Origin of the sequence: Pectobacterium araliae (assembly GCF_037076465.1) — a bacterium.
Taxonomy (GTDB): Bacteria; Pseudomonadota; Gammaproteobacteria; order Enterobacterales; family Enterobacteriaceae; genus Pectobacterium; species Pectobacterium araliae.
The window spans coordinates 2971903-2996328 of the sequence record NZ_AP028908.1 but is presented as its reverse complement, the minus strand read 5'-3'; the positions used below and the strand labels follow the sequence as shown (position 1 = coordinate 2996328).

The window sequence follows — 24426 nt, the reverse complement described above, 5'->3', positions numbered from 1 at the left end:
CATCCAGGAATTACATGATTACGTTACGATTGATTGTAATCAACTAATGAGCGGAATGCTTTTTTATTATATAAATAGTCTGCTATTTATTTGGTGAGGATAACCGCTATTTGGTTCATCATGGTTGAAGCTATGCCCATGTCTCAAAAAAACAATGTAAAAAGCGGTTACCAGAGGGTGAGGTGTTGATTTTCAGATATAGATAACCTTTAGATCATGAATAACTCAATGAATTTTTAAGGAAAGACGGTATCATCTATGTCACTGACTCAAAGAATTCACTGATCAGTAACTGGGCGTAGAAAGTGATTGAGTTACATAAACTATTTTATGATTAAATTATTATATGAGGGATTATGAGCGGAAATGTTTTTCCAGATAATTTTCTGGACCAGCTTAGTAAGTTAGCGATTAAAGAAATACCTGAACCTAACTTCTATCTCCAAAAGTGTAAATAACTGGGATGAAGATTATAAAGCATTGCATTTTATTCCGAGTGAGTGGGGGGATGGACGGACGTATATGACTTTGGTATATCGGCCAGAAGGTGATGGGGATGGAATTGAATTTTATGTCAATGCTGAAATTAATAAAAATCAATATCCCAATATAGCCTATCTCAAGGATGAGGTAGAAAACAGCATAGCCAATAATGATTTTATACCGAGTGCAATTAATGAAGATTATGCTGTCACTCCCTCAAAAAATGGAGCCCATCTTTCTCTCAGTTTCTGGGGGCCATCGAAAGATAAACAGGGAGCAATGACGTTGCTGCATGATATGACTGTATGGGTGAATGAAAAAATAAAATCCGTTCTATAAGTGCGGATTTTTGCACGATATGGGCTACATTTTGCAGGAAGGTAGCCCATCTGACTTGAAGTTCCACTGCGTCTCTGGACCACAATCCTGATTCAATCAGTGCACTACATGCCATTGTGCGGAAACCATGCCCACAAACTTCGGTTTTCGTGTCATATCCCATTACCCGTAAGGCTTTGTTAATGGTGTTTTCACTGATGGGTTTATCTGCATGACTAAAACCAATAAAAACAAGTTTGTGTTCACCACTGATAGCATGGAGTTCTTTGAGGATAGCAATAGCCTGCTTGCTTAATGGCACCAAATGCGGGGTCTTCATTTTCGATCCACGATTTGAAAACTTAACGTTTTTAGTGGCTCTCGCTTCGCAGGGATTGTCCATAACGCATTTTTGAAGTCGAACTCTGACCAACGCGCAAACCTCAATTCACTGGAGCGGATGAAGGTCAGAAGACATAGCTGAACGGCTAATTGGGTGATCCCTTTTCCTTTGTATGCCTCGATATGTGTCAGCAGTTCGGTAATGTGTTCAAGAGGCAAAGCGGGGCGGTGGACACTTTTAGCCGTAGCGATGGCTCCTGCCAGATCATAAGCCGGATTAACGTCGATCAGATCATTATGAACGGCATAACGCATAATTGCTGTGATGCGTTGTTGCAAGCGAGAAGTCCGTTCCAGATGTCCGGTTTTTTCTGCATTTTTAGCAGGGATCAACAAATCGCGGGTTTTAAGGGTTGCGATGTTTTTTTGCCCGATAATTGGGAATTCGTGCGTTGTCAGACTATTGAGAATCAGAGTTCGGTGCCCCTCAGACCCGGTTTTATTGCTGGCATGCCAGCTTCTGGCAACGGTTTCAAAGGTGAGTAAACCTTTCTCTTCAACCTTTTACGCTTTTCTCTTTTCACCTGGATCGATGTTATTGGCAATCTGTTGTCTGGCTTCATCTCTTCTGCGACGGGCTTCCGTTAAAGAAACCGCAGGATAAACACCTAATGCCAACATTTTTTGCTTACCTGCAAACGGTATTGCAAGCGCCAGTATTTAGAGCCGTTAGGTTGAACCAAAGGGTGCATACCATTTGCATCAGTCAGTTTGACGGACTTCTCCGCAGGTTTTGCATTTCTAACCTTTGCCTCAGTGAGTGCCATAGAAAATCTCCCACAGTGATGGTATCTGCATTATCGAACTTACCATGCCAACATTGATACCAACAAAATAGCGTGGATGTCGGTAAAACTGAGTAGGTTTTAGTAGACGGGCTGATTGTGTCAAATTGATGAATAGTATGGAAAAAATAGACTTTGGTGGACGTTCGTAGGCGAGGTTATGGTGTCCCCGACTGGAATCGAACCAGTAACTAGCCCTTAGGAGGGGCTTGTTATATCCGTTTAACTACGGGGACGTGAAGCGGAGCCATTATACGCATTTTTGCTCTGAGAATAAGCACTTAACTGTGCGTTTGCTCAAAGTGTCGGCAATCGGTGCTTTATGACTGTTCTTTTTTCTCGTTTTCATGCGACTTGTGGCGTGTGGTTCGGTATAAATGACCCTTATTACTTGGTGGGCGGCTGATGAGTGTGAAAATAAAGGTGCCACCGATGATATTCCCCACCAGCGTAGGTAAGGCAAATGGTCAGTTGGTACTTGGTTCGCGGTGCTGACGCGCCCCAGTATCTCGATCTTTAAACGCTCGGTATTAGATGGTAAGCGTAGTCTTTTTGACAATGCGGGATGATGCGTTATGCCTCACTGATTTAGGTTGGCAAGTGCTATGCTTTGAGCGGAACAACGAACTACCGTGTTGTCTCCACACTGGGGCGGGTATTGTCATGATAAGAAAAAATGGCAACCCTCTGAAAAGGCAGTAATACGTAAGCCAGCGTAGCGATAGAGCAATAAAATGTTACACTGTTAGCCGATATCCCGTCCTTATCGTCCAGCTTGATAGGTTGAGCTGATAGTGGGAATACCCATTTTCGGTCGCGGGTATAGCACACTATAAATCAGGGAGAACAGATATGAATTACCGCCTGAGTGGGGTGGTGTTTGCCAGCGTGTTACTGATCGGCTGCGCCAGTTCCGGGGATCGCGCTCAAGAAGGACGTTCTGATCCGCTTGAAGGCTTTAACCGTACCATGTTCAGCTTTAACTATGACGTTCTGGATCCTTATCTGGTGCGTCCTGCGGCTGTTGCCTGGCGCGATTATGTGCCGACTCCCGCGCGTAATGGGCTGGGAAACTTCTTCAGCAACCTGGAAGAACCTGCAACGATGGTGAACTACTTCGTTGAAGGCAAGCCATATAAAGCAATGATTCACTTTAACCGTTTCTTCCTGAATACCTTGCTCGGGATGGGTGGTCTGATTGACGTTGCGTCGATGGCGAATCCTAAATTGGCGAAAGAAGAGTCTCGCCGTTTTGGTAGCACGCTGGGTAATTATGGCGTGGGATACGGGCCTTACGTAGTGGTGCCTGGCTACGGCAGTGTCACACCTCGTGAAGACGGTGGTGGTGTGGTGGATACGCTGTATCCGATGCTGAGCTATCTGACGTTCTGGATGTCTGCGGGCAAGTGGGCTATCGAGGGACTAGAAACGCGAGCGCAACTGTTGGATTCCGACGGTTTGCTGCGTAACTCTTCCGATCCGTACCTGATGATGCGTGAAGCCTACTTCCAACGGCATGACTTCCTTGCCAGTGATGGGCAAATCACCCCGCAGCAGAATCCGAATGCCGCTGCGATTGAAGATTCGCTCGACGAGATCGACTCAGCGAAGTAGTACAGCATATTTTCGTTTATCTCAAAGGCACCTGTGGGTGCCTTTTGCTTTGTGCGCCGGGCATGGCGCGTAGCGCCTTGACGGGCGCTGTCCGTTGACTGTAGTGGTCAAGGGGCGACTTGGCGGTGAAAGTCCTCTACACACCCGGCAAGGGGAAGTGTTAGCCGAACGGCAAGGGTGCCCACCGCGAGGTGGGATCTGAAGGAAGCTGAAGGCAAAATGCTGGCCTGACGAACAGGAAGCAGTTTAGGCGGCACAGCGGGGTAAGGTGGCAAATATCATCAAAGCCCAATACTTGCACAGAACGCTGTGACGTAAAGCTGACAGGCATAAGCAGGAAGGTCGCGCGAATTACCCCGGGAGGGCTGCACGTTTGCTTCAGGGCTACCGAGCGTCGAGAGGCGACGGGATGAACGTGCAGCAGTCAGCCGAAGCCGTAGTAGTGCTGCATAACTGGCAGCATGAAGGGCTGAACATGATTAACCGTGATTAGGACACCGATACTCGATGGGAATTAATGAGGCACAAGCGCAGAGCACTGCGGCCAGCGGCAGAGGAGACGGACAGTATCCGTCAGTGCTGCATGAGGGTGCTGAAATCCCCACGGCGGTCGGTGGGCAAACGAAAGCGGAAATGCCGTTGACGATGGAAACGGTGATAACGAGAGAGAACCTGATGCTGGCCTATCAGCGCGTGGTGGAAAACAACGGCGCGGCAGGGGTAGATAACCTGAAAGTGACGGAGTTGAAGCCGTGGCTGAAACAGAACTGGGCGAGTATCAGGCAGGCATTGATTACGGGCGCCTACCAGCCGCAGGCGATACGCAGAGTGGATATCCCAAAGCCGGACGGCGGCGTGAGAACCCTGGGTATCCCGACGGTAGTGGACAGGCTTATCCAGCAGGCGATAGCACAACAACTCAGTCCGGTCGTGGAGCCGCACTTCTGCGAATCGAGTTACGGGTTCAGAAGTAACCGCAATGCGTGGCAGGCAGTGCAACAGGCACAGCGCTACATACAAAGCGGGAAACGCTGGGTGGTCGATCTGGATCTGGAAAAGTTCTTTGACCGGGTGGATCATGACATTTTGATGTCACGTCTGGCGAGGCATGTCAGGGATAAACGGCTGTTGAAACTGATACGTCGCTACCTTGAAGCGGAAATGACGAACGGGTGCGAGACAGAGAAGCGAGGTAAGGGAATGCCGCAGGGCGGACCGTTGTCGCCGCTACTGTCGAACATTCTGCTGGATGAACTGGATAAAGAACTGGAGCGTCGAGGTCACAGCTTCTGTCGCTATGCGGATGACTGCAACATTTACGTGAGCAGTCGCAAAGCAGGCGAGCATATCTTTAGGGCAATCAGGGTGTACCTGAGAGACATACTGAAGCTAAAGGTCAATGAGCAGAAGAGTGCGGTGGCGCGACCGTGGGAGCGTAAGTTCCTGGGATACAGCGTGACACGGCACAAACAGACCCGACTGAAGATCGCAGGGAGCAGTGTCGAGAGGCTGAAGGAGAAGATCCGTAGCCTGACGACAGGGCACGCGACGAAATCAGTGAAAGGCGTAATCAATGAACTCACACCGATACTGCGAGGCTGGATGAGCTACTTCAGATACACGGAAGTAAAAGGAGTTCTGGAGAAGATTGACGGCTGGGTCAGGCGTAAACTGCGCAGTCTACTGTGGCGGCAATGGAAACGAACGTATACGCGAGCCCGAATGCTAATGCGAGCGGGCTTGTGTGAAAAGCGAGCGTGGAGGTCGGCGAGTAACCAGCGAGGAGCGTGGTGGAACGCGGGGTCGAGTCACATGAATGATGCGATAAAGACGGCGCAGTTCAGACGACTCGGCTTGATATCACTAGTGGAGCAGCAACGGCAGTTCCAGAGTTAACATGAACCGCCGTATGCGGAACCGCACGTACGGTGGTGTGAGAGGACGGCGGGAGTAATCTCGCCTCCTACTCGATTATAAAACGCTGCTAAACTTACTTTTACCATGATGCTTCTGTGGTTTGTTTCTCAAAAGTTATTACTTTGTTGACCGTTTATTTACTTACTAAAATTTATTTCCTGCCGCCATATAACAATAATGCAACGTCGTTAACCACTACTGATGTCTATCATGGCTGAAATGTGTCAGCACGCTGATTTTTTGTTAGCAAGGTGATTAACAAAAAGGTCATAGGAATGACGCTGTTACGGGTGGTCGCCAGCCGTGTGTTAATGAAGGGCTGGGATTCTATCTACCTGCACTTATAAAAATAGAGATATAAGCATGAAAAAACTACTTGCTATGTTCTTTTGTCTGAGCGTGGTGGTTAGCACCCCACTGGCGATGGCTGAAGATGCTAAAACGACAGAGAAGACAACGGATGTGGTACTGATCGGTGGGGGCATCATGAGCTCTACGCTGGGTGTGTACTTACAGGAGCTACAGCCAGATTGGTCTATCGATATGGTTGAGCGTATGGATAACGTGGCTGAAGAGAGTTCTAACGGCTGGAATAACGCGGGTACGGGTCACTCGGCCTTTATGGAACTCAATTACACGCCGGATAATCCCGACGGCCCAATCAATATCAGCAAAGCGCTGGAAATTACCGAAGCGTTTGAAGTCTCGCGCCAGTTTTGGTCCTATCAGGTGAGAAACGGCGTGCTGAATAATCCGCACTCTTTCATAAACAGTGTGCCGCATATCAGCTTTGTTTGGGGCGACGAAAACACCGCGTTCCTAAAACACCGCTATGATGCGATGCAGCACAGTACGCTGTACCGTGGCATGGAGTTCTCTGACGATCCAAATACGATCAAAGCATGGGCGCCGTTGGTGATGGAAGGCCGCGATCCTGCTCAAAAAATTGCAGCAACCCGCATGCCTATCGGCACTGACGTGAACTACGGTGAAATCACGCGTCAGTTGGTTGGTGCGATGAAAACCAAGTCCAACTTTGCGCTGCACCTGAATTCAGAAGTGCGTGATATCAAGCGTAATGCAGACAACAGCTGGAGCGTGACTTACGCCGATCTGAAGAACGGCGAAAAAGAGAGCGTGATTAAGGCGAAATTCGTCTTTATCGGTGCGGGTGGGGCGGCACTACAACTGTTGCAGAAAACCGGTATTCCTGAGGCCGATTTGTACGGCGGCTTTCCAGTTGGCGGCGAATTCCTGGTGACAGAAAATCCGGAAATCGTGAAACGCCACATGGCCAAAGTGTACGGTAAAGCCTCCGTAGGTGCACCACCGATGTCCGTTCCTCATTTGGATACGCGTATTTTTGACGGCAAGCCAGTGCTGTTGTTTGGGCCATTTGCCACTTTTTCCAGTAAATTTCTGAAAAATGGTTCGCTGTGGGATCTGATCGGTTCCGTGACCTTCTCCAACGTCATGCCGATGACGCACGTCGGTCTGGATAACTTCGATCTGGTGAAATATCTGGTCAGTCAGGTCATGATGGATGATGACGATCGCTTCGCTTCATTGCAGGAATACTTCCCGAACGCGAAGAAAGAGGATTGGAGACTGGTGATTGCAGGCCAACGCGTTCAGGTTATCAAGAAAGATGATGATAAAGGCGGCGTGTTGAAGCTGGGTACGGAGATCGTCAGTTCGCAGGATGGCTCGATTGCCGCTCTGCTGGGGGCTTCTCCGGGCGCGTCAACCGCAGCACCGATTATGCTGAGCCTGCTGCAAAAAGTGTTTAAAGATAAAGTGGCGACGCCGGAATGGCAGAGTAAGCTGAAAGAGATTGTTCCGTCGTATGGTCAGAAGCTGGATGGCAATATTGAAATGACCAATAAAATCCGCAGCTACACCAGCAGCACGCTGGGTCTGGATTATATTGAGGTTAAGCCTGAGTAATAATCGGTATTAATCTGAGCACACCAAAAAAGGCCGCGAAAGCGGCCTTTTTTGTACCGTTATCGCGTAAATTCAGGCAATAAAAAAAGCAGGTAAGTCGCCTTACCTGCTTTATCACGTTCTATGCGGTAGAAATGGGAACGTCTGTTCTTATTTAGAATGCGTAGTTAAAGTTCACACCGTACAGCCAGGCTTTGCCTTTGGAACTAAAGGTGTAACTTGGAGAACCTGCTCTATCAGAGATTGGCTCGCTGATATCCACTTGTTTACCGTGCATGTAAGACACGCCCACATCAACAGACGCATCTTTATTAAATGCGTAGGTGGTGCCTGCGCTCAACCAGAAACGATCCTGATCCGGGATGGATATAGAACGTTTGTCAGCAGGTACGGGGCTGTCATCAAACGCGATACCGCTACGGAACGTCCAGTTATCGTCGTGATAGTAGGTTGTGCCGAGTGCGATACGGTAAGCATCACGGAAATTTTCTTCTTTCTGGAACAACGTCTGACCGTTATTACCCGTCGCTTTCAACTCCTGGAAGTGGCTCCAACTGGTATAGGTCAGGCTATAATGCACTGCCCATTTCGGTGCCACGCGGTGGTAAGCAGAGGCTTCCCACATCTCTGGTAGATTCAGCGTCAGCTTGCCAGGGATTGTCGAGCCATTAAGGGCTCCGGGTCCTGCTGACAGTTGGTTGCTGTAATCGCCATTAAAATCAATATCGACTTTGGAACGATAGGTCAGGCCAACGCGGTTATTGTCGTCGATTTCATACAGGATGCCAGCGTTCCAGCCGTAACCCCATTCTTTGCCTTCCAAACGCGCGACTTCTGAAGAGGGGCCTGCAACGGCTCCCTGCAACCCACCAACAGAGCTAGGTACGTTTGCCAGTTCACCCGCGCGACGAACAATCTTGGCATCTGCATAGACAGCGTTAACACCCAGTCCGAAGCTGAAATGTTGGTTCAGGCGATAGGCTGCGCTCAGATTCAGGTTTGATGTCAGCAGGTCGGTTTGTCCACCAATAGAACCTGCGGCATAGTTATCATTGAATTCCGTCGCCAAACCATAATTGGTGGTAGCGGATGCACCGATTGCCCATTGCTCATTTAGCGGCATGATGAAGTGCAGGTTCGGTACCCAAGCGTGCGGCGCAATATTTTTTGCACTGGTATTCTGTCCTGTCAGGGAGTTTTTTCCCTGAACATCGATATCCGGGTTGATATAGGTGACACCACCGGAGAAGGACGGGCGGTCAAACATGGTCATGGTTGCCGGGTTACGGCTACCGGAGGCCGCATTGTCGGCTACAGCACCTTCACCAGAAAACGCGCGTCCCAGACCCGATGATGAGTATTCATTTAGCTGGAAACCAGCCGCGGACACATTTGCTGAAAACAGGGCCACCGCAACAGCAATTGTGGAATGTTTGAACAGGTTTTTCTGGCTCATGACCAAAACCTCTTTATATACTTGTTATTTAACGTTGTTACACGAGGTAACAAGGGACGCGCATTGTAGGGGGGCGCACTCAGCCTGACAAATCAGACCAGTTGCCAAAGTATAAGGTGGGAATACAGTAATGTTGCATTTGTGTATTATAAATATTTCTAAAATGATGCGAAATTTAGACATGCTTAACGTTTTGGTTAATTTGTGTGAATAAATATTACTCGACCTTTACTGTCCCATAACACCTTAATGTGACTGATATCACTAAAATTACGGGCTGGCATGAAATGCTGGTACTGCTTTGGAATGAGGGAGTAAAATATAAGGAAGATAGAAATATTTGAACTGGATCATATCTCCCGCGTTTTAAGAGGAAAGCATCATGACGAACGTAATCAACAAATGCAGCGCTGAAGAAACCGCAGCCTGCTGCTGTGTCGATGTTGGCACAATTATGGATAACACCGATTGCACGGCATCTTACAGCAAAGTTTTCGGCGATCGTTCTGACGCGGAAGCGACATTAGCGGCTCTGACGGAAAAAGCGCGAGCGGTAGAGTCTGAATCTTGTGAAATCAACAGCACGCTGGAAGACGTAGACGGCGGCGTTAAGCTGGATATTGATTTTACGTTCAGCTGCCAGGCTGAAACGATGATTTTCCAGCTCGGCCTGCGTTAAGGATTCTTTCTGGCGGGCATGACGTAATCGTATTGCCTGCCAGACTCTTTTTTCTTCTCCCCACGGCTTATATTTTCCCCTCTTTCATGCTGCATTTACGTTGTTTAAAACAATAACGTATTGCACCGGAATTTGTTCTTCCTTTCTTTTTCTGCCACGTCTTTAGCTAACAATCGCAATTGGATAGTATTTTTTATTTCTGGTAGATAACTCTGTGATTCTATTTAATTTCAGTATTATTTTTTACATCAAGTAGAGTCCTGTCTTGATCAGTTTTGAGCACGTGAGTAAGTCGTTTACGACACAAGGTAAAACGCTTTATGCGGTGAAAGATGTCACGCTGGATATCGATAAAGGGGAGATATTCGGCATCATCGGGTTCAGCGGGGCGGGGAAAAGCACGTTGTTGCGTCTGGTTAATTTACTGGAGCAGCCAACGGAAGGAAAAGTGACGGTTAACCAGCAGGATATTACTGCGCTTTCTGCTGAGGCGCTGCGCCAACTCCGGCGGCGTATTGGCATGGTCTTTCAAACATTCAATTTATTTCAGTCGCGAACGGTGGCGGGAAATGTCGCCTGGCCGCTGCGTTTGGCACGAATGGATCGCCAACAGATACAGCGACGTGTTGACGAAGTGCTGCGCTTTGTCGGCCTGGAGGATAAGAAGGATCACTATCCCGAACAGCTTTCTGGAGGGCAAAAGCAGCGCGTTGGCATTGCCAGAGCGCTGGTCAGTTCACCGGATATCCTGATTTGTGACGAGGCGACCTCGGCACTGGATCCTGAAACGACAGAGGATATTCTTCAACTGCTGGAGAGTATCAATCGGCAATATAACATCACGATCTTGTTGATTACGCATGAGATGAACGTGATCCGCCGCATTTGCCATCGGGTTGCGGTCATGGAACAAGGTCGCGTCATCGAACAGGGCCGCGTGGTTGATATCTTCACTCGCCCTGAGCATAAAACCACGCGCAACTTCGTACGCTCTATTTTTAACGATCGGCTTCCTTCCCGACTATTACAGACGCTGCAAGCACGCCATTCCGGCGCGTTATACCAGCTCATTTTTCATGATGGTTCAACCAGCGTACCGCTGCTGTCACAGACGGCTCGTCTGCACCCGCTTATCGATTACAACATTATCTACGGCAACATCAGTGAGTTACAGGGCGCACTGTTCGGCAGCCTGATTGTGGAATTTATTGGCCCGCCGGACAGCATTGCTGCCGCACTGGAAACGCTGGCGCAAACGGTAGAAATCAGGGAGGTAAGCCATGAAGGTTGATTGGACGACATTCTGGCAAACGCTGCTGGTTGCCACAGGCGAAACGTTGGCGATGGTACTGGTGACGCTGTTGTTCGCCAGCGTGCTGGGCATTAGCCTGGGTTTGCTGCTGTTTCTAAGCCGTGCCGGTGGCCTGTTTGAAAGCCGCGTGCTGTTTGTGCTGTTGAATCTGGTCATTAACATCGTGCGTCCCGTTCCTTTCATTATCTTTCTGGTGGCGGTCAGTCCGATGACGCGCATGGTGGTGGGCACCACTATCGGTATTGCCGCCGCCATTTTTCCGATGATCCTGGTTGCCGCCTGCGCGATTGCGAGGGTGGTAGAAAATAACCTGATGTCGGTCGATCCCGGCATGATTGAAGCGGCACGCGCCTTGGGTGCCACGCCTTTGCAAATCATTACTGGTGTGCTGATTCGCGAAGCGCTGGGTCCGCTAATTATGGGACTGACATTTATCACCGTGGCGCTGGTCGACTTCTCTGCTGTTGCTGGCATGGTTGGCGGTGGCGGGTTGGGGAATCTGGCAATGACCTACGGCTACAACCGGTTTAACACCTCCGTCATGGTGGTCACGGTAGTCATTCTGATTGTGTTGGTTCAACTGGCACAGCATGCGGGCAATTACTTCTCTCGTCGCATCATGCGGCGCTAGCGCGGTGCGTTAGGTGGGCAGTATTCAAAATGGTATTCATTTAAGGAGCGATCAATGAAATGGCAAAAGATGGTATTGGGGGCGCTTTTAACGCTCTCCTTGCAGGCGGGTGCAGCACAAAAACCAGTGGACGTGACAATCGGCGTGGCCGGAAGCGAAGACGCGTACTGGAAGGTGCTGGCGAAAAAAGCGAAAGCGGAAAATATCAACATCAAACTCATCAGTTTTTCGGACTATGCGTTGCCGAATAAAGCGTTGGCCAGCGGTGATGTCGATCTTAATGCGTTTCAACATCTGGCTTTTCTAAGCCAGTTCAACGTGAACAATCAACTGACGATTGTGCCGATCGGTGCGACACAAATTGTGCCTATGGCGCTGTATTCGGAGAAATACCGTGCTCTGGCGGATATCCCGCAGGGTGCGCAGATTGCCTTGCCAAACGATCCCTCCAATCAGGGGCGAGCGCTCAACGTGTTGCAATCCTCTGGTTTGCTGAAGTTAAAAGACGGTGCGGGATTGCACGCGACGCCTGACGATATTATCGAGAACCCGCGCAAACTGAAAATTCTGCCGGTAGTCGCACAGCAGACGCCGCGTGTGCTGGCAGATGTGGCCGCCTCGGTGGTCAATCAGGGCGTGGCGGTCGATGCTGGTTTACCCGCCGATAAGATCTTGTTTCAGGACGACCCTACGGCACCCTCAGCGCTGCCTTACGTGAACGTGTTTGCCGCCCGCGAAAAAGACAAAGACAATCCGGTCTACCAGCGGATTGTGGCGTTGTATCACCAACCTGAAGTGATCGCCGCAGTGAAAGAGGATACGAAAGGCGTCGCGGTTGTGGTGGATCTGCCAGCCCAGGATTTGCAGGACAAGCTCAAACAGCTGGAAGACGATTTGAGGAAGCAGTAGAGCCTATTCTTAAATCCCTTTGTTTAGACCACGTTGTGTTTAAACCACATTGTTTAAACCGTGTCGCTATCGTAACGATGACGCCAGGAGGCGCAAAATGAGTGAATTAACCCCCCATCATCGGGGCATCATCCGGTCCCATTTTGAGCAGGTTACGCCGCGATATCTACAGGTCAGCCACCAGATTCATGCCCGGCCGGAGCTGGGCAATCAGGAGTATTTTGCCGCTGAAACCCTGACCGATCTGCTGCGTGACGCTGGCTTTACCGTGACGCGGGATATCGCTGGGCATGAAACGGGCTTCGTGGCGCACAAAGGGCAAGCAAACAGCGGGCCACGGATTGGCTATCTGGCCGAGTATGATGCGTTGCCGGGGCTAGGGCACGCCTGCGGCCATAACCTGATTGGCACCAGCAGCGTGGCGGCGGCCATTGCGTTGTCGCACGTTGTGGATCAGACCGGTGGCGAGGTTTGGGTATTTGGTACACCAGCAGAGGAGGGCGGCGCTAACGGCAGCGCCAAAGGCAGTTTTGCTGATGCGGGCGTGTTTGATGGCATTGATGCCGCGTTGATGATTCACGGCTCGGGTAAAACACAACTGACTTCCGCCAGCCTGGCGGTCGATCCGCTGGATTTCCATTTTACCGGCCGAGCGGCGCATGCCTCGGCGTCACCGGAAGAGGGGATTAACGCGCTGGATGCGGTTATTCAACTTTTTACCGGCATCAACGCGTTGCGGCAGCAGTTGCCGGGCGATACACGCATTCATGGCATTATCACCCATGGGGGAGAAGCGCCAAATATTATCCCTGAGTATGCTGCTGCGCGGTTTTATATTCGCGCCTCAACCTGGCAGCGAGCACAGGCCGTCAGTGAAAGAGTTCGAGCGGTGGCGGAAGGGGCCGCACTGGCGACGGGCAGTACGCTGAAAGTGGAGCGGTTCCAAAATCCCGTTAAGGATTTGGTTATCAACCGACCATTGGACACTATCGTCGGAGAGGAACTGGTGGCGCTGGGTGAAGGGCTTTCTGACCAGCCGCGCCGTGGTCTCGGCTCGACGGATGCCGGTAATGCCAGCCACGTCATCCCCGTCAGTCACTGCTATATCAAGATTGGTCCTGACGATCTTGTTGGTCATACACCTGAATTTCGTGAAGCCGCCGCTTCTCCACAGGGGGATCGTGCGTTGCTGGTGGCGGCGCAGGCGCTGGCGTTCTCGGGCTACCGTTTATTGACCGAACCTTCTTTGCTGGAAAGTGTGAAAGCCGATTTTCTCCGAACTCATTCCCCTGCCTGATGAGATAGCTGCCGAAATTGCTGCTGAAACCACCGTTTCAGCGGCGATCTCGTGCATCTTTCTGACTGACAACCGCATGCTCTTCACACTTTTATGTTGCGCGGCTTTGCGTAATGTAACTATCTGGTTAACAATAAAATCAGGTCTGACCTGTTGTACGCGTACTTTATTTTTGGTTAACGGGAGTATTTTCGGTTAACAGGAGCGTTTATGAGCGAGGTATTACCTCTGATAACCCGCCGTGGCGATCGCATTGCGTTCGTGAGCGGATTACGCACCCCATTCGCCCGGCAGGCAACGGCCTATCATGGTGTTCCTGCCATCGAATTAGGGAAGCTCGTCACCAGTGAATTACTGGTTCGCACTGGGATCGATCCTGAGCTGATCGAGTTATTGGTGTTCGGACAGGTGGTCCAAATGCCGGAAGCGCCGAATATCGCCCGAGAGATCGTGCTCGGCACGGGCATGAGTGTGCATACCGATGCGTATAGCGTTTCCCGCGCTTGTGCCACCAGCTTTCAGGCTGTCGCCAACGTAGCGGAAAGTATTATGGCGGGAACAGTGGAGGTCGGTATTGCTGGCGGGGCGGATTCTTCTTCCGTGCTGCCTATTGGTGTCAGTAAAGCGCTGGCCAGAACGCTGGTGGATATGAACAAGGCTCGAACGCTGAGCCAGAAGTTGAAACTGTTAAGCGGCCTGCGTCCGAAAGACCTGCTGCCGGTTGCACCCGCCGTGGCGGAATATTCCACCGGGTTGCGCATGGGGGATACCGCCGAACAGATGGCAAAAACCTACGGTATCACGCGTGGAGAACAGGATGAGCTGGCGCACCGTTCGCACAGGCTGGCGGCACAGGCTTGGGAATCTGGCGTACTGCGGGATGAGGTCATGACGGCGTATGTCCCGCCTTATGAGAAAGCGTTGAGTGAAGATAACAATGTGCGTCACGATTCCGCACTGGAGCAGTATTCCCGCTTACGTCCGGCGTTCGACCGTCGGCATGGCACGGTCACGGCGGCGAACAGCACACCGTTAACGGATGGCGCGGCGGCGGTGTTGATGATGAGTGAGTCTAAGGCCAAAAGTCTGGGGCTTACACCGCTGGGCTATCTGCGCAGTTATGCCTTCAGCGCTATTGGCGTGCAGCGCGATATGTTGTTGGGGCCGGCTTATGCCTCCCCACTGGCGCTGGCAAGGGCCGGCGTGACACTGGCCGACCTGACGCTCATTGATATGCACGAAGCCTTTGCCGCCCAAACGTTGGCAAATCTCAAACTGTTTGCCAGCGATGAGTTCGCCCGGAATCAACTGGGGAGAAACGCCGCGCTGGGCGAGGTGGATCGCGACAAGTTCAACGTGCTGGGTGGCTCGATTGCCTATGGGCATCCTTTTGCCGCCACTGGCGTGAGGATGATCACTCAAACGTTGAATGAACTGCGGCGTCGCGGTGGCGGGCTGGGATTAACCACCGCCTGCGCGGCGGGCGGATTGGGCGCGGCAATGGTACTGGAGGTGATGCTATGAACGATCAACAGCCTTTCCTCGCGGCAACGGAAAGCCCATCTGCTTTTTCTCTCATCATTCGGCCAGATAATATCGGCGTTATTCGTATTGATGTCCCCGGCGAGAAAGTGAACACGCTAAAGCGCGAATTTGCAGAACAAATTCTCTCGGTCTTCGAGCAGGCGCGGCAGCATGCGACGCTCAGAGGGTTGATTTTTATTTCTGCCAAGCCCGATTCGTTTATTGCCGGGGCGGATATCACCATGTTGAACCAGTGCAGTAGCGCCGAACAGGCAGAAAATCTGGCGAAACAAGGGCAGGAAACCTTTGATCAAGTTGCCGCACTGCCGTTCCCCGTGGTGGCTGCGATCCACGGTGCCTGTCTGGGCGGTGGGTTAGAGTTGGCATTGGCCTGCGACTACCGCGTTTGCTCGCTGGATGAAAAGACGGTGCTAGGGCTACCGGAAGTACAGCTTGGCCTGCTTCCCGGATCGGGCGGAACGCAGCGTTTACCTCGCTTGATTGGTCTGGATAGCGCATTGGATCTTATTCTGACAGGCCGCCATCTCCGGGCGAATCAGGCATTGCGGCAGGGGCTGGTTGATGAGGCTGTCCCGCACGATATTCTGCTGGAGACGGCGGTCGAGATTCTCAAAAAAGGAAAACGCAAAGCGGCGCCGCTGGGCTGGCGTTCGCGTCTGCTGAGCAGTCCGGGCATTCGCCATGTGCTGTTCAAAATAGTGAAACGCAAAACGCGTGCGAAAACACACGGCAACTATCCGGCCACGGAAAAAATCATTCAGGTGGTGCGTCGGGGCATAGAAAAAAGCCGAGAAGAAGGGTATCGGCACGAGGCACGGGCGTTTGGCAAACTGGTGATGACGCCGGAATCGGCCGCGTTACGTCACCTGTTCTTTGCCTCGAATGGGTTAAAGAAAACTGCCGGTGCGGCTTCTGAAGCGAAGCCGATCCACCGCGTCGGTATTCTCGGTGGCGGGCTGATGGGCGGCGGAATCGCCAGCGTCACGGCGACGCGCGGGCAGGTGCCGGTGTGCATTAAAGACATCAATGAGCAGGGGATTAATCATGCGCTGAAATACAACTGGCAACTGTTGACCCAGCGCGTCCAGAGTAAGCGGATGAAGCCGACGGAGCGCCAGCGGTTGATGATGTTGATTTCCGGCAGCACGGACTACCGTGGTTTTGAACATGCGGATATCGTCATTGAGGCCGTTTTTGAAGATCTGGCGCTGAAACGGCAAATGGTGGCGGAGATTGAAGAGCACGCTGCACCGCACACGATTTTCGCATCGAATACCTCCTCGCTGCCGATCCACCAGATCGCAGAGGGGGCGCGCCGTCCACAACAGGTTGTGGGTCTGCACTACTTTAGCCCGGTGGACAAAATGCCGCTGGTTGAGGTTATCCCTCACGCTCACACTAGCGCAGAGACGGTCGCAACGACGGTTGCTCTGGCGAGAAAACAGGGAAAAATAGCGATTGTTGTGGGGGATAGCGCCGGTTTTTATGTGAACCGCATACTGGCACCTTATATCAACGAAGCCGCTTATTGCCTGCTGGAAGGGGAACCGGTTGAATCGATTGACTATGCGTTGGTGCGTTTTGGTTTCCCTGTTGGCCCGCTTGCGCTGCTTGATGAAGTCGGTATTGATGTCGCAACCAAAATAGTGCCCGTGTTGAGTGAAGAGTTGGGCAAGCGCTTTACCTCTCCGCCCGCGTTTGATGCGATCCTGAAAGATGGGCGCAAGGGGCGTAAGAATAGCAAAGGGTTCTATCGGTACAATAAAACGCGCCGTTTCTGGCACACAAAGGAGGTAGATCGCTCGGTTTATCCACTGCTGGATGTGACACCGAAGGCGCATATCGACCCCGCGCTGATCAGCCAGCGTGCGGTGATGATGATGTTGAATGAGGCGGCGCGTTGTCTGGATGACGGCGTGATTCAATGCGCTCGTGACGGCGATATCGGCGCGGTATTTGGTATTGGCTTCCCACCTTTCCTCGGTGGACCGTTCCACTATATGGATCGTCTTGGGATGGAAACGGTAGTGAAAACGCTGCTGGTATTGCAACAACAGTATGGCGATCGCTTCGCACCCTGTGAACGTTTACTCGCGATGCGGGAAGGCCAGCAGACATTCTATCCGCCAACCAATGAAGAGCCTGGCACTAATTGATCGTGACGTTAATCGTGACGGTATCTTTATACGCGCCCTCTGGCTTGCTGGCCTGACTGGCGTTAATGCGGGCGGTGTACGGGATACTCTGTGTCACCCCCGAACCCGTTCCGCTGTAATCGTTGGTCTCGGTCCAGGCGATGTTCCCAGTGCGATAGAGTTGGTATTGCAAATAAGAAGGGGCACCACCAACGGTTGCCGTCATTCTGCGCCAGTTGGCATCGTCGGGGTGGGGGCTAACCAGCTTGACGGTATAGGCTCCCAGCAGCGTACAGCTAACGCCGAGACTACCGTTGACCGCTGCGAAATCGGCGGGAAATGCCGCAATACCAAAACTGATATTCGGCGCACTGGTGATCTGGCAATCATTGGTGATGTTCATGGTGATATTGAGGGCTGAAACCTGCGTCCCCGTGTCGTAATAGCAACCCCCCAATATACCAACGGTACAAATACTATAATCCCACTTGATGGTTACCGTATCTGTGTAACTGCCTGCGGCAACATTGTTGCCTATACTGGTTCGGATAAAGAGTGGCATGGTGCCATCAGGAGAATTAAACAAGCCGAATAGATCCAAAAGCGTTGTGCGGGACCACGTGTAGGTGGAACCGATGTTATAGAGCGTACCGCAGCCCGAATCCATACACAGGCTGTAGGGAACGTAATCTGAACTTGTCCCTCTGCGCATTCTCATCGTTGTACCACTGGGGTTACTGTCACTCTGTATTGTGGCGCTGATGGTATTGGTGCTGGCTAAACTCAATATACTTCCCGTACAGCGAAACCCACTGCCTGATGTCACGATCTGTGGCGTACCGTTAACACCGACCACGGAAGCGGGATAGGGACCCAGCGTGGTCGAACTTGGTGGAACCGTGCAGGCGGCGTAGCTAAAGGGGGCGTAATACAGTGCCATCAGCAGGAAAGACCGACGTAGCCAGCGGGCCGCGCGCGCGTTGGCGGGAAAGAAGTGCTGGATTTTCGGTATCGGGGTCAGCATCGTTTTATCCTTTTGAGTCAGTCTGGCAGGTCAGTGGGCCGATAGTCGCCATCATGGTCTGTGATTCCGGCAGTGAGAACTCCACCCGGCAAAGCCGTCCATCCTCTTGTTTAAAGCGTAAGCGGTTAGCGGTTCCCAGATTGGTGAAGTAAGCCAGACCGTCATAGCCGCTGATGGTGGTATTGCCACTGGCTTCGTCTGTTATCCAGGTGCCGATGGTGAGTGGGTTACCATCCGTATTGCGGAGCATAATATTGGCGGATCGCACGGCATGAACGGGGAATGTCACGATGGTGCCGCTGCCTTCTTTGACCGACACGCGGGATTCTACCTGTGGTGTGGTGACGTTGGCTGGCAGTTGTAACGTATCGATTTCCACTTTCGTGGGGTAATTGGACACGACCCAGGGCACGAGCAAATGGCCGCGTTTGTTGGTTTTCCCCACCAGTTGGTTTTCATATCTTACCGGGACGTCGGGGTATCCCTCGGTATCGACTACAATAAAGGCGTCGTTAATACGATTGCTAGGGAAAAGCCCCCCGTTCATGTAAATCAGCGAGCCGCTTACTTCACCCCACTGGGTGGTATTCCCTTCATTACCGTAAGTCCCTCCGGCAAACATGGCATAAGGGCCACGCCAGCTCAGCGAACCTTGGTGATAAGGCGTTCTTCCTGCGCCATACGCGGCGTTCCAGCCAACTCCCCCCTCTGTTGGCGCGGTGCGGTTCACTCCGACACGTGGTGAATAATCACCATTGCTGTCGTGCTGAACGCCGGCATTCATGTTGCCGTTTGTACCAAAAGGCATCACGAACTGGATCTGGGCGCTGTAGCCGTTTTCTCCCAGCGATTTATTAAAGGCGAGGTAAATGGAGCTGTCTTGCCAGACCTGACGGCTAAAAGAGAAATTCAGCAAGCGGGTACGGATTGAATCGTATGTACGGATATCGAAATAACCCACGCCGAATGAGCCATTGCCTTCACCGAAGATTTGGCTGCTGGCGGTTGCCTGATAGCTTTCCCGGCTGAGTCGACCCTCCGTCAGCATGGCGGTTAAATCGCGGTAGGTTTCACTGCGTTTAGCGTGTTGAACATTCAGGCCAAACGCGGAGGTGTAGTAGGAGTAGCCTGTGGTGTACTGGTGTCCGGTGGCTTCTTTTTCGCTCTGGCTGTAGGACGAACTCAGCGTGCCCCAGCGGCCGACGGTAAAATCCGCCCCTGCGCCGAGCAGATAGAGATCCTGTACCGCTTCGCCATGCGCCGATACCGTCAGTTTATTGGTCAACCCGTAGCGATAGATGCCGCTGACGGCAGGGTCGTGAGTATAGGCGTTATTCTTTACGCCATAGTCCTGACGCAACACGCCAACGGACAGATCGAAATCGTTTAATCCCTCTCTTAGCAATGCGTTGGAGACGTAAAAGGGGATCGTGGTGGAAACTTGCCGCCCCTGAGCATCCGTAGTGATGACGGTCGCTTCCCCTGCGCCGTTAAGGTAAGGCGTATTCGTGAGAGTGAAGGGACCCGCATTCAGGCTGGTGCTATTAGCTTTATAGCCGTTGATAAACAGATCCAGCGTGCTGGGTACGGCAGCCGTACCGGTATATTGCAACATCGGGTAGGTCACGATATCCGGGCGGAGGGCGAAATTGCGAGCGATGCGCAGGCCGCCTATGCGCACCGAGTTGCTCCACGTCAGGGAGTTGCTGATCAGATCGCCAACCTGATAGGTGAGCATGCGTTCGTGATCGTTATAGCGCCAATAGGTGTCGAAACGCTGATAGTCACCTTGCTGCGCGGTATTGCCACCCGAGGTGAAATAGTAGATCCCCGTGTTGGATAAGGTTCCATAGGGACTGAAAACGCGCTGTTCCATCCAACTGTTGAGTAAATCTGCATTGTTGCGGGATGAGGTGTAATAAAGGTTATAGTTGAACAACAATCCGGGGCTGCTGCGAGCGGGGATACGTGGCATGTCTTGTCCTCCGCCTTCAACGGACTGCTCTGGTAGCCAGAGCGTGGGCACCGTGAGCGTTAGTTGCTGTATGGCCTGATCGTAATCGGCAGTGACCTCTGGCAGCGCGTTAACATTGACTAGCCCCGTACTCTGCTCCGGTAAGCGGATGTGATTTGAACGCAGCGTTGCCGCTTCCACATAATAGCTCCCGGCACGATAGGTGACAGGAACAACCGTGTTATCGCTCTGTCCGTTAACAGAAAGCGTTAAATAGTAAACCGATTCGCTGAGCGTGGGCATGGCGCTGGGGGGCGCGGGAAGATCGGTGTACTCTTCCGCGAGGATCGTCGCAGAATAAAACAGCACAAACGGAGCATACATGATCAGGGGAAAGGCAACGATTTTGCGCTTCATACCCGGCTTCACCATAGCTTCACGGCCAATAACCGCGCCTCTGCCGTTAACCAAACCATCATTCACGTTTAATCAAAATGGGATCGGTGATATCGATCAGGTGGGTGAAGAGCTGCATCGTCGCACCCGGTGTCGATACGCCCGCGGGCAACGGCCAGCGCATCTCCCGATCCGGTAGCACATAGCCTAAAAAGCCGTCGGTTACCTTTACCTGACTGCCTTTCCCGCGTTGGTCGGCCGACCAATAGACGTTACTCAGACGAGCATGGACCACGCCACGATTGCGGACATAAAGATAGTTTTTCCCCCCAACCGCGCTGATTCTCCAACTGAGCACGGGCAACGTAGGCCCTGCGTTGGCTCGTCGTTTACCTGGGCGAACATGCGTCCAGACGCCCGCACCATCAAGGAATAATGGCAGCAGATAGCGCATCTGGAATTGCAAACCCATCTGTGGGGAGTTTTGCTGGTTGGGTGCGGCAATTTCATCAACGATGATGCGATAAGCCTGCTCGGTATTGGCAGACGCGGGGTTGACGCGAATCAGACGTACCATATTGCGCTTACCCGGTTCCAGTGTCATGAACGGTGGGGTGGCAATCACGTTACTTTGTTCGGCATAACGATCCTGGAAGTCTATCTGCTTCCAGGACATGATGCGGATTTGCAAGCCGACGGGCGCATTACCTTTGTTTTCCAGCCACAGCGCCGAGCTGCTCTCATCGGACTCAATAACCTGATAGATCGGCCATACAAGAATAGAGCTGGCGGCAAAGCACGATGAGGCGAAACCGCTTAATAAAAAGACCATTGACCGAATAAAAAACATCATTTTCCTTTTCATTCTGTATTCACCCTGTTTTGTTTTTAATAAGTCAGGCTGACGGTCACGTTATCGGTATAAACCCCTGCGGGAGGAAGAGGCGTGCCGCCAAAATAGCGGGCATAAACCGTGTAGGTCTGAGCTGTAGCAGGAAAAGAGGCGATGTTGAGTGCCAGACCTCCCATTCCCCATACCTGTGTGCGTGCCGCATCGCGATAGAGTTGATAAGCCAACAGGCGCGTTCCTGCTGCATTTTTCAGATAACGTTGTGTGCTGTCACCGCCATTAGTGCCGTAGCTCAGTTCAATAACGGCGCTGATGCCTGGCGTACAGGTCGCGATAATCGACCCCCCGCCGCTGGTGCTGGCGATATCCACGTTGGTCGCCGTGGCGCTACGCGTCCCAAAATTCAGCGTGCCCATGTTCGGCTGGTTGCTTGCCGTGCTGGTGCCAAAAACACAGCCTTTTTGTATCGTTGCCGTGACATCGAATGTGCTGCTCACGGTGAGCGCCATCACCACCTTGGGAACAATGGAACCAGACAGCAGAAGTGGCAACATCAATGCCGACGAAAAACGCATCGCAATACCCGTGGTTACGTAAGTTGAACGGCGATACGAGAAACGGTTGAAGTCAAAAGGAGCGACGTGACGTAGTCAGTAAACGCCACATCGCGTATGAGAGAGGGTGACATAACGGCTCCTTTTTTTGTGGATCAATGACCCTAAAAAGGCCGACATATGAGCATGTCGGCCTGTAAACAATTACCATACGATAGTGGCTGCAACGGTGTCGGTATAAGACCCCGCAACGGGTGACAGAACAGTCTGGTCTGATGGCAAAATACTGGCATAGACGGGAACTGGCTGCGGGTTGCCGGTTGCGACAATCGCAATGCCCGTGCTCCCCGTAGCTGTAAGCTCGGCACTACGGTTGCTGTCGCTGTATAAACGATAAGGGACGTTATAGGTGCCTGTGTCCGGTGCGAGTCTGCGCAGTGCGCCGCTGTCGTTCAGCCCGGCGCCGATGTTCAGTGTGGCAGGGGTGCCAACCGAGCACGTGACTGTAATCCCGTTGCCTCCCGCGCTGGTGGACTGGCTATCAATACTGCTGGTCAAATCGGAATGGGAACCAAAATTAATCGTACCCCATGTACCGCTTTGACCTGCTGCGCCGTTGTTGATGGTACAGGCGGCAGTAATGGTGAGTGATACGGGAATCTGACCATTAATCGTCACGCTGTTGGCGGTGGGAGAGAGGCTGACTGTTGTGAATAGTGTCGCCAGAATAGGTAATGTTATACGTCTAGAATTCATAACGATTCCTTTATATGTATCTCACTTATTTTCATCGAAAGTATCTTCACGAAGGTGTATTGGTTTCCGTGAAAACTGCTCGTCATGAATGACTATTACAAAAAAAATCATAACGAGTCGTTTTAATCAGTACGGATATTTATATGGCATGGAGCAACCTACCAGGAAAATGCAGAAGGGTTGTTCTCTTTCCTGATTGGCAAAACCACTGACATAAAAATGTCGCACTGCTGAAATATATCTTGCTAAAATTTCAGTGTTTTTCGCATGGTGAAAATAAATCTATAAAGGAAAAATGTGCTGCTAATTCTCTCTTCCATGGTGATGGGCATTCCGAACATATAAAAATAATAGAAAGGCTCTTCGGTTTTTATCCTGAGTTGCACGAGCATCCTTAAAATAGAAGATCACTCTCTTTTGATTATATGGCGTTATATTCCGTATGATTTCTTTTTTATATAAAGTGAATATTAAAAAAACGCTATTTAAGATAAAGATAGAAGTAGAGTGGTTTTTTAACAATATCGCAAAATTGATATGTGTTAAAAAAGTTTAAGTAATCGATTTTCTTTGTTTTTATAGTGTTTTATTTTGATTTTGTTGCTTTGGTGGTTTTTTGATTCATTTTTGCGTGATTTTTTAATTAATCACAATACCCTTCTTAAGATTATGGTTATGTCTTTTACAAGAGAGTGTGATTGTTATGCAGACTTAAACCTATTATTTATCATGGTATTACTATTTATAATCAGAAATGGAACAAGTCTCATACCTGAACCCGCTGTCAGATGAGTTTATCGGGATGAGAAACTCAGGTAACCTACAGCAATGAAAGATGGCTTACGTGGCAGAAATGCCATAATTGCAGGAAAGCCTATGCTCATACAATATAATGTATGAGGATAAACCATATATTTCATTAACATAGCGGTGTGATATGCAAGTGTTGATAATGCGTCATGGTGATGCGGTACTTGATGCAGCGAGTGATGCTGTTCGGCCATTAAGTGACGGTGGTCGTGATGAGTCTCGCCAGATGGCGCGTTGGTTGAATGAGCAGAATATTGATATTGAGCGTGTTCTGGTGAGCCCCTATTTACGCGCCCAGCAAACGCTCGACGTGGTGAAAAAAGTACTGCCTTTACCGGAGGAAGCCGATTGCCTTAATGAACTGACGCCCGGTGGTGATGCCCAACTTGTCAGCTATTATCTGCAAACACTGGCGAGAGAAGGCGTGGGGGCGGTTCTGGTTGTCTCGCATTTGCCGCTGGTGGGTTATATGGTCGCAGAATTATGCCGGAATGAAACGGCGCCGATGTTTGCCACGTCTGCTATTGCCTGCGTGAAAGTGGAAGTTGAATCCGGTCATGGCGTTTTGCATTGGCAAGTCAGCCCGGCGCAACTGAGCGCGAAATCCTGAATGCTAACCTAACGTTGAATACGATATGAGGCGTGTAACGCA

18 protein-coding genes, 1 tRNA gene and 2 pseudogenes are annotated in these 24426 nt (G+C 51.1%); 12 read left to right on the top strand and 9 right to left on the bottom strand.

Annotated elements, in window-relative coordinates:
* The first annotated feature begins 522 nt into the window (after positions 1 to 522).
* Positions 523 to 822, top strand: coding sequence for a hypothetical protein (locus AACH44_RS13585; protein WP_261849733.1), 300 nt, complete (start codon positions 523 to 525; stop codon positions 820 to 822).
* Between the two features lie 52 nt (positions 823 to 874).
* Here AACH44_RS13585 and AACH44_RS13580 read toward each other — a convergent pair.
* From AACH44_RS13580 to AACH44_RS21245, 3 genes and pseudogenes are all read right to left on the bottom strand, one after another.
* Positions 875 to 1970: pseudogene (locus AACH44_RS13580) on the bottom strand (tyrosine-type recombinase/integrase); the annotation flags it as partial.
* Positions 1971 to 2149: 179 nt separating this feature from the next.
* Positions 2150 to 2224: transfer RNA gene (locus tag AACH44_RS13575), tRNA-Arg, on the bottom strand.
* An 84-nt stretch (positions 2225 to 2308) separates the two neighbouring features.
* Positions 2309 to 2455 (bottom strand): annotated as a pseudogene (locus tag AACH44_RS21245) (formate/nitrite transporter family protein); the annotation flags it as partial.
* 385 nt (positions 2456 to 2840) lie between these two features.
* Here AACH44_RS21245 and mlaA point away from each other — a divergent pair.
* The 3 genes from mlaA to mqo all read left to right on the top strand — a co-directional run bounded on the left by mlaA (position 2841) and on the right by mqo (position 7466).
* Positions 2841 to 3602: a phospholipid-binding lipoprotein MlaA gene (mlaA, locus tag AACH44_RS13570; RefSeq protein ID WP_261849691.1), complete on the top strand. Its 762-nt coding sequence runs from the start codon at positions 2841 to 2843 to the stop codon at positions 3600 to 3602.
* Positions 3603 to 4109: 507 nt separating this feature from the next.
* Positions 4110 to 5498, top strand: coding sequence for a group II intron reverse transcriptase/maturase (gene ltrA, locus AACH44_RS13565; RefSeq protein WP_338659228.1), 1389 nt, complete (start codon positions 4110 to 4112; stop codon positions 5496 to 5498).
* Positions 5499 to 5882: 384 nt separating this feature from the next.
* Positions 5883 to 7466 (top strand): malate dehydrogenase (quinone), encoded by a 1584-nt coding sequence (gene mqo, locus AACH44_RS13560; protein WP_338659284.1) that lies wholly within the window; start codon positions 5883 to 5885, stop codon positions 7464 to 7466.
* 154 nt (positions 7467 to 7620) lie between these two features.
* On the opposite strand, the gene fadL is transcribed toward mqo, so the two are convergent.
* Positions 7621 to 8922, bottom strand: coding sequence for a long-chain fatty acid transporter FadL (gene fadL / locus AACH44_RS13555; RefSeq protein ID WP_261847942.1), 1302 nt, complete (start codon positions 8920 to 8922; stop codon positions 7621 to 7623).
* A 382-nt stretch (positions 8923 to 9304) separates the two neighbouring features.
* Between fadL and AACH44_RS13550 the strand changes: the two genes are divergently transcribed.
* The 7 genes from AACH44_RS13550 to fadJ all read left to right on the top strand — a co-directional run bounded on the left by AACH44_RS13550 (position 9305) and on the right by fadJ (position 17451).
* Positions 9305 to 9601: a YfcZ/YiiS family protein gene (locus AACH44_RS13550; RefSeq protein WP_261847943.1), complete on the top strand. Its 297-nt coding sequence runs from the start codon at positions 9305 to 9307 to the stop codon at positions 9599 to 9601.
* 265 nt (positions 9602 to 9866) lie between these two features.
* Positions 9867 to 10892 carry a methionine ABC transporter ATP-binding protein gene (locus AACH44_RS13545; RefSeq protein WP_261847944.1) on the top strand — a complete coding sequence of 342 codons (1026 nt, stop codon included), beginning with the start codon at positions 9867 to 9869 and terminating at the stop codon, positions 10890 to 10892.
* Positions 10882 to 11544: a methionine ABC transporter permease gene (locus tag AACH44_RS13540; RefSeq protein WP_261847945.1), complete on the top strand. Its 663-nt coding sequence runs from the start codon at positions 10882 to 10884 to the stop codon at positions 11542 to 11544. Before AACH44_RS13545 ends, AACH44_RS13540 begins: the two co-directional genes overlap by 11 nt.
* A gap of 54 nt (positions 11545 to 11598) precedes the next feature.
* Complete coding sequence (locus AACH44_RS13535; RefSeq protein WP_261847946.1) at positions 11599 to 12453, top strand: MetQ/NlpA family ABC transporter substrate-binding protein; 855 nt, start codon at positions 11599 to 11601, stop codon at positions 12451 to 12453.
* A 97-nt stretch (positions 12454 to 12550) separates the two neighbouring features.
* Positions 12551 to 13750: a M20 family metallopeptidase gene (locus AACH44_RS13530; RefSeq protein ID WP_261847947.1), complete on the top strand. Its 1200-nt coding sequence runs from the start codon at positions 12551 to 12553 to the stop codon at positions 13748 to 13750.
* Positions 13751 to 13960: 210 nt separating this feature from the next.
* A complete protein-coding gene (gene fadI, locus AACH44_RS13525) occupies positions 13961 to 15274 on the top strand; it encodes an acetyl-CoA C-acyltransferase FadI (RefSeq protein WP_261847948.1) in 1314 nt (437 codons plus the stop codon).
* Positions 15271 to 17451 (top strand): fatty acid oxidation complex subunit alpha FadJ, encoded by a 2181-nt coding sequence (gene fadJ / locus AACH44_RS13520; RefSeq protein ID WP_261847949.1) that lies wholly within the window; start codon positions 15271 to 15273, stop codon positions 17449 to 17451. Before fadI ends, fadJ begins: the two co-directional genes overlap by 4 nt.
* Here the strand turns inward: fadJ and AACH44_RS13515 are convergent.
* The 5 genes from AACH44_RS13515 to AACH44_RS13495 all read right to left on the bottom strand — a co-directional run bounded on the left by AACH44_RS13515 (position 17444) and on the right by AACH44_RS13495 (position 22964).
* Positions 17444 to 18454: a Csu type fimbrial protein gene (locus AACH44_RS13515; protein ID WP_261847950.1), complete on the bottom strand. Its 1011-nt coding sequence runs from the start codon at positions 18452 to 18454 to the stop codon at positions 17444 to 17446. The two genes, fadJ and AACH44_RS13515, sit on opposite strands and share 8 nt — an antisense overlap.
* Positions 18455 to 18458: 4 nt before the next feature.
* Entirely contained in the window at positions 18459 to 20825 is a 2367-nt protein-coding gene (locus AACH44_RS13510; protein ID WP_338659613.1) for a fimbria/pilus outer membrane usher protein, read from the bottom strand.
* A 58-nt stretch (positions 20826 to 20883) separates the two neighbouring features.
* Complete coding sequence (locus AACH44_RS13505; RefSeq protein ID WP_261847952.1) at positions 20884 to 21657, bottom strand: fimbrial biogenesis chaperone; 774 nt, start codon at positions 21655 to 21657, stop codon at positions 20884 to 20886.
* Between the two features lie 35 nt (positions 21658 to 21692).
* Positions 21693 to 22229: a Csu type fimbrial protein gene (locus tag AACH44_RS13500; RefSeq protein ID WP_261847953.1), complete on the bottom strand. Its 537-nt coding sequence runs from the start codon at positions 22227 to 22229 to the stop codon at positions 21693 to 21695.
* Between the two features lie 183 nt (positions 22230 to 22412).
* Positions 22413 to 22964, bottom strand: a complete 552-nt coding sequence (locus tag AACH44_RS13495; RefSeq protein ID WP_261847954.1) for a Csu type fimbrial protein — start codon at positions 22962 to 22964, stop codon at positions 22413 to 22415.
* A gap of 937 nt (positions 22965 to 23901) precedes the next feature.
* Between AACH44_RS13495 and sixA the strand changes: the two genes are divergently transcribed.
* Positions 23902 to 24384, top strand: coding sequence for a phosphohistidine phosphatase SixA (sixA, locus tag AACH44_RS13490; protein ID WP_261847955.1), 483 nt, complete (start codon positions 23902 to 23904; stop codon positions 24382 to 24384).
* Positions 24385 to 24426: the final 42 nt, after the last annotated feature.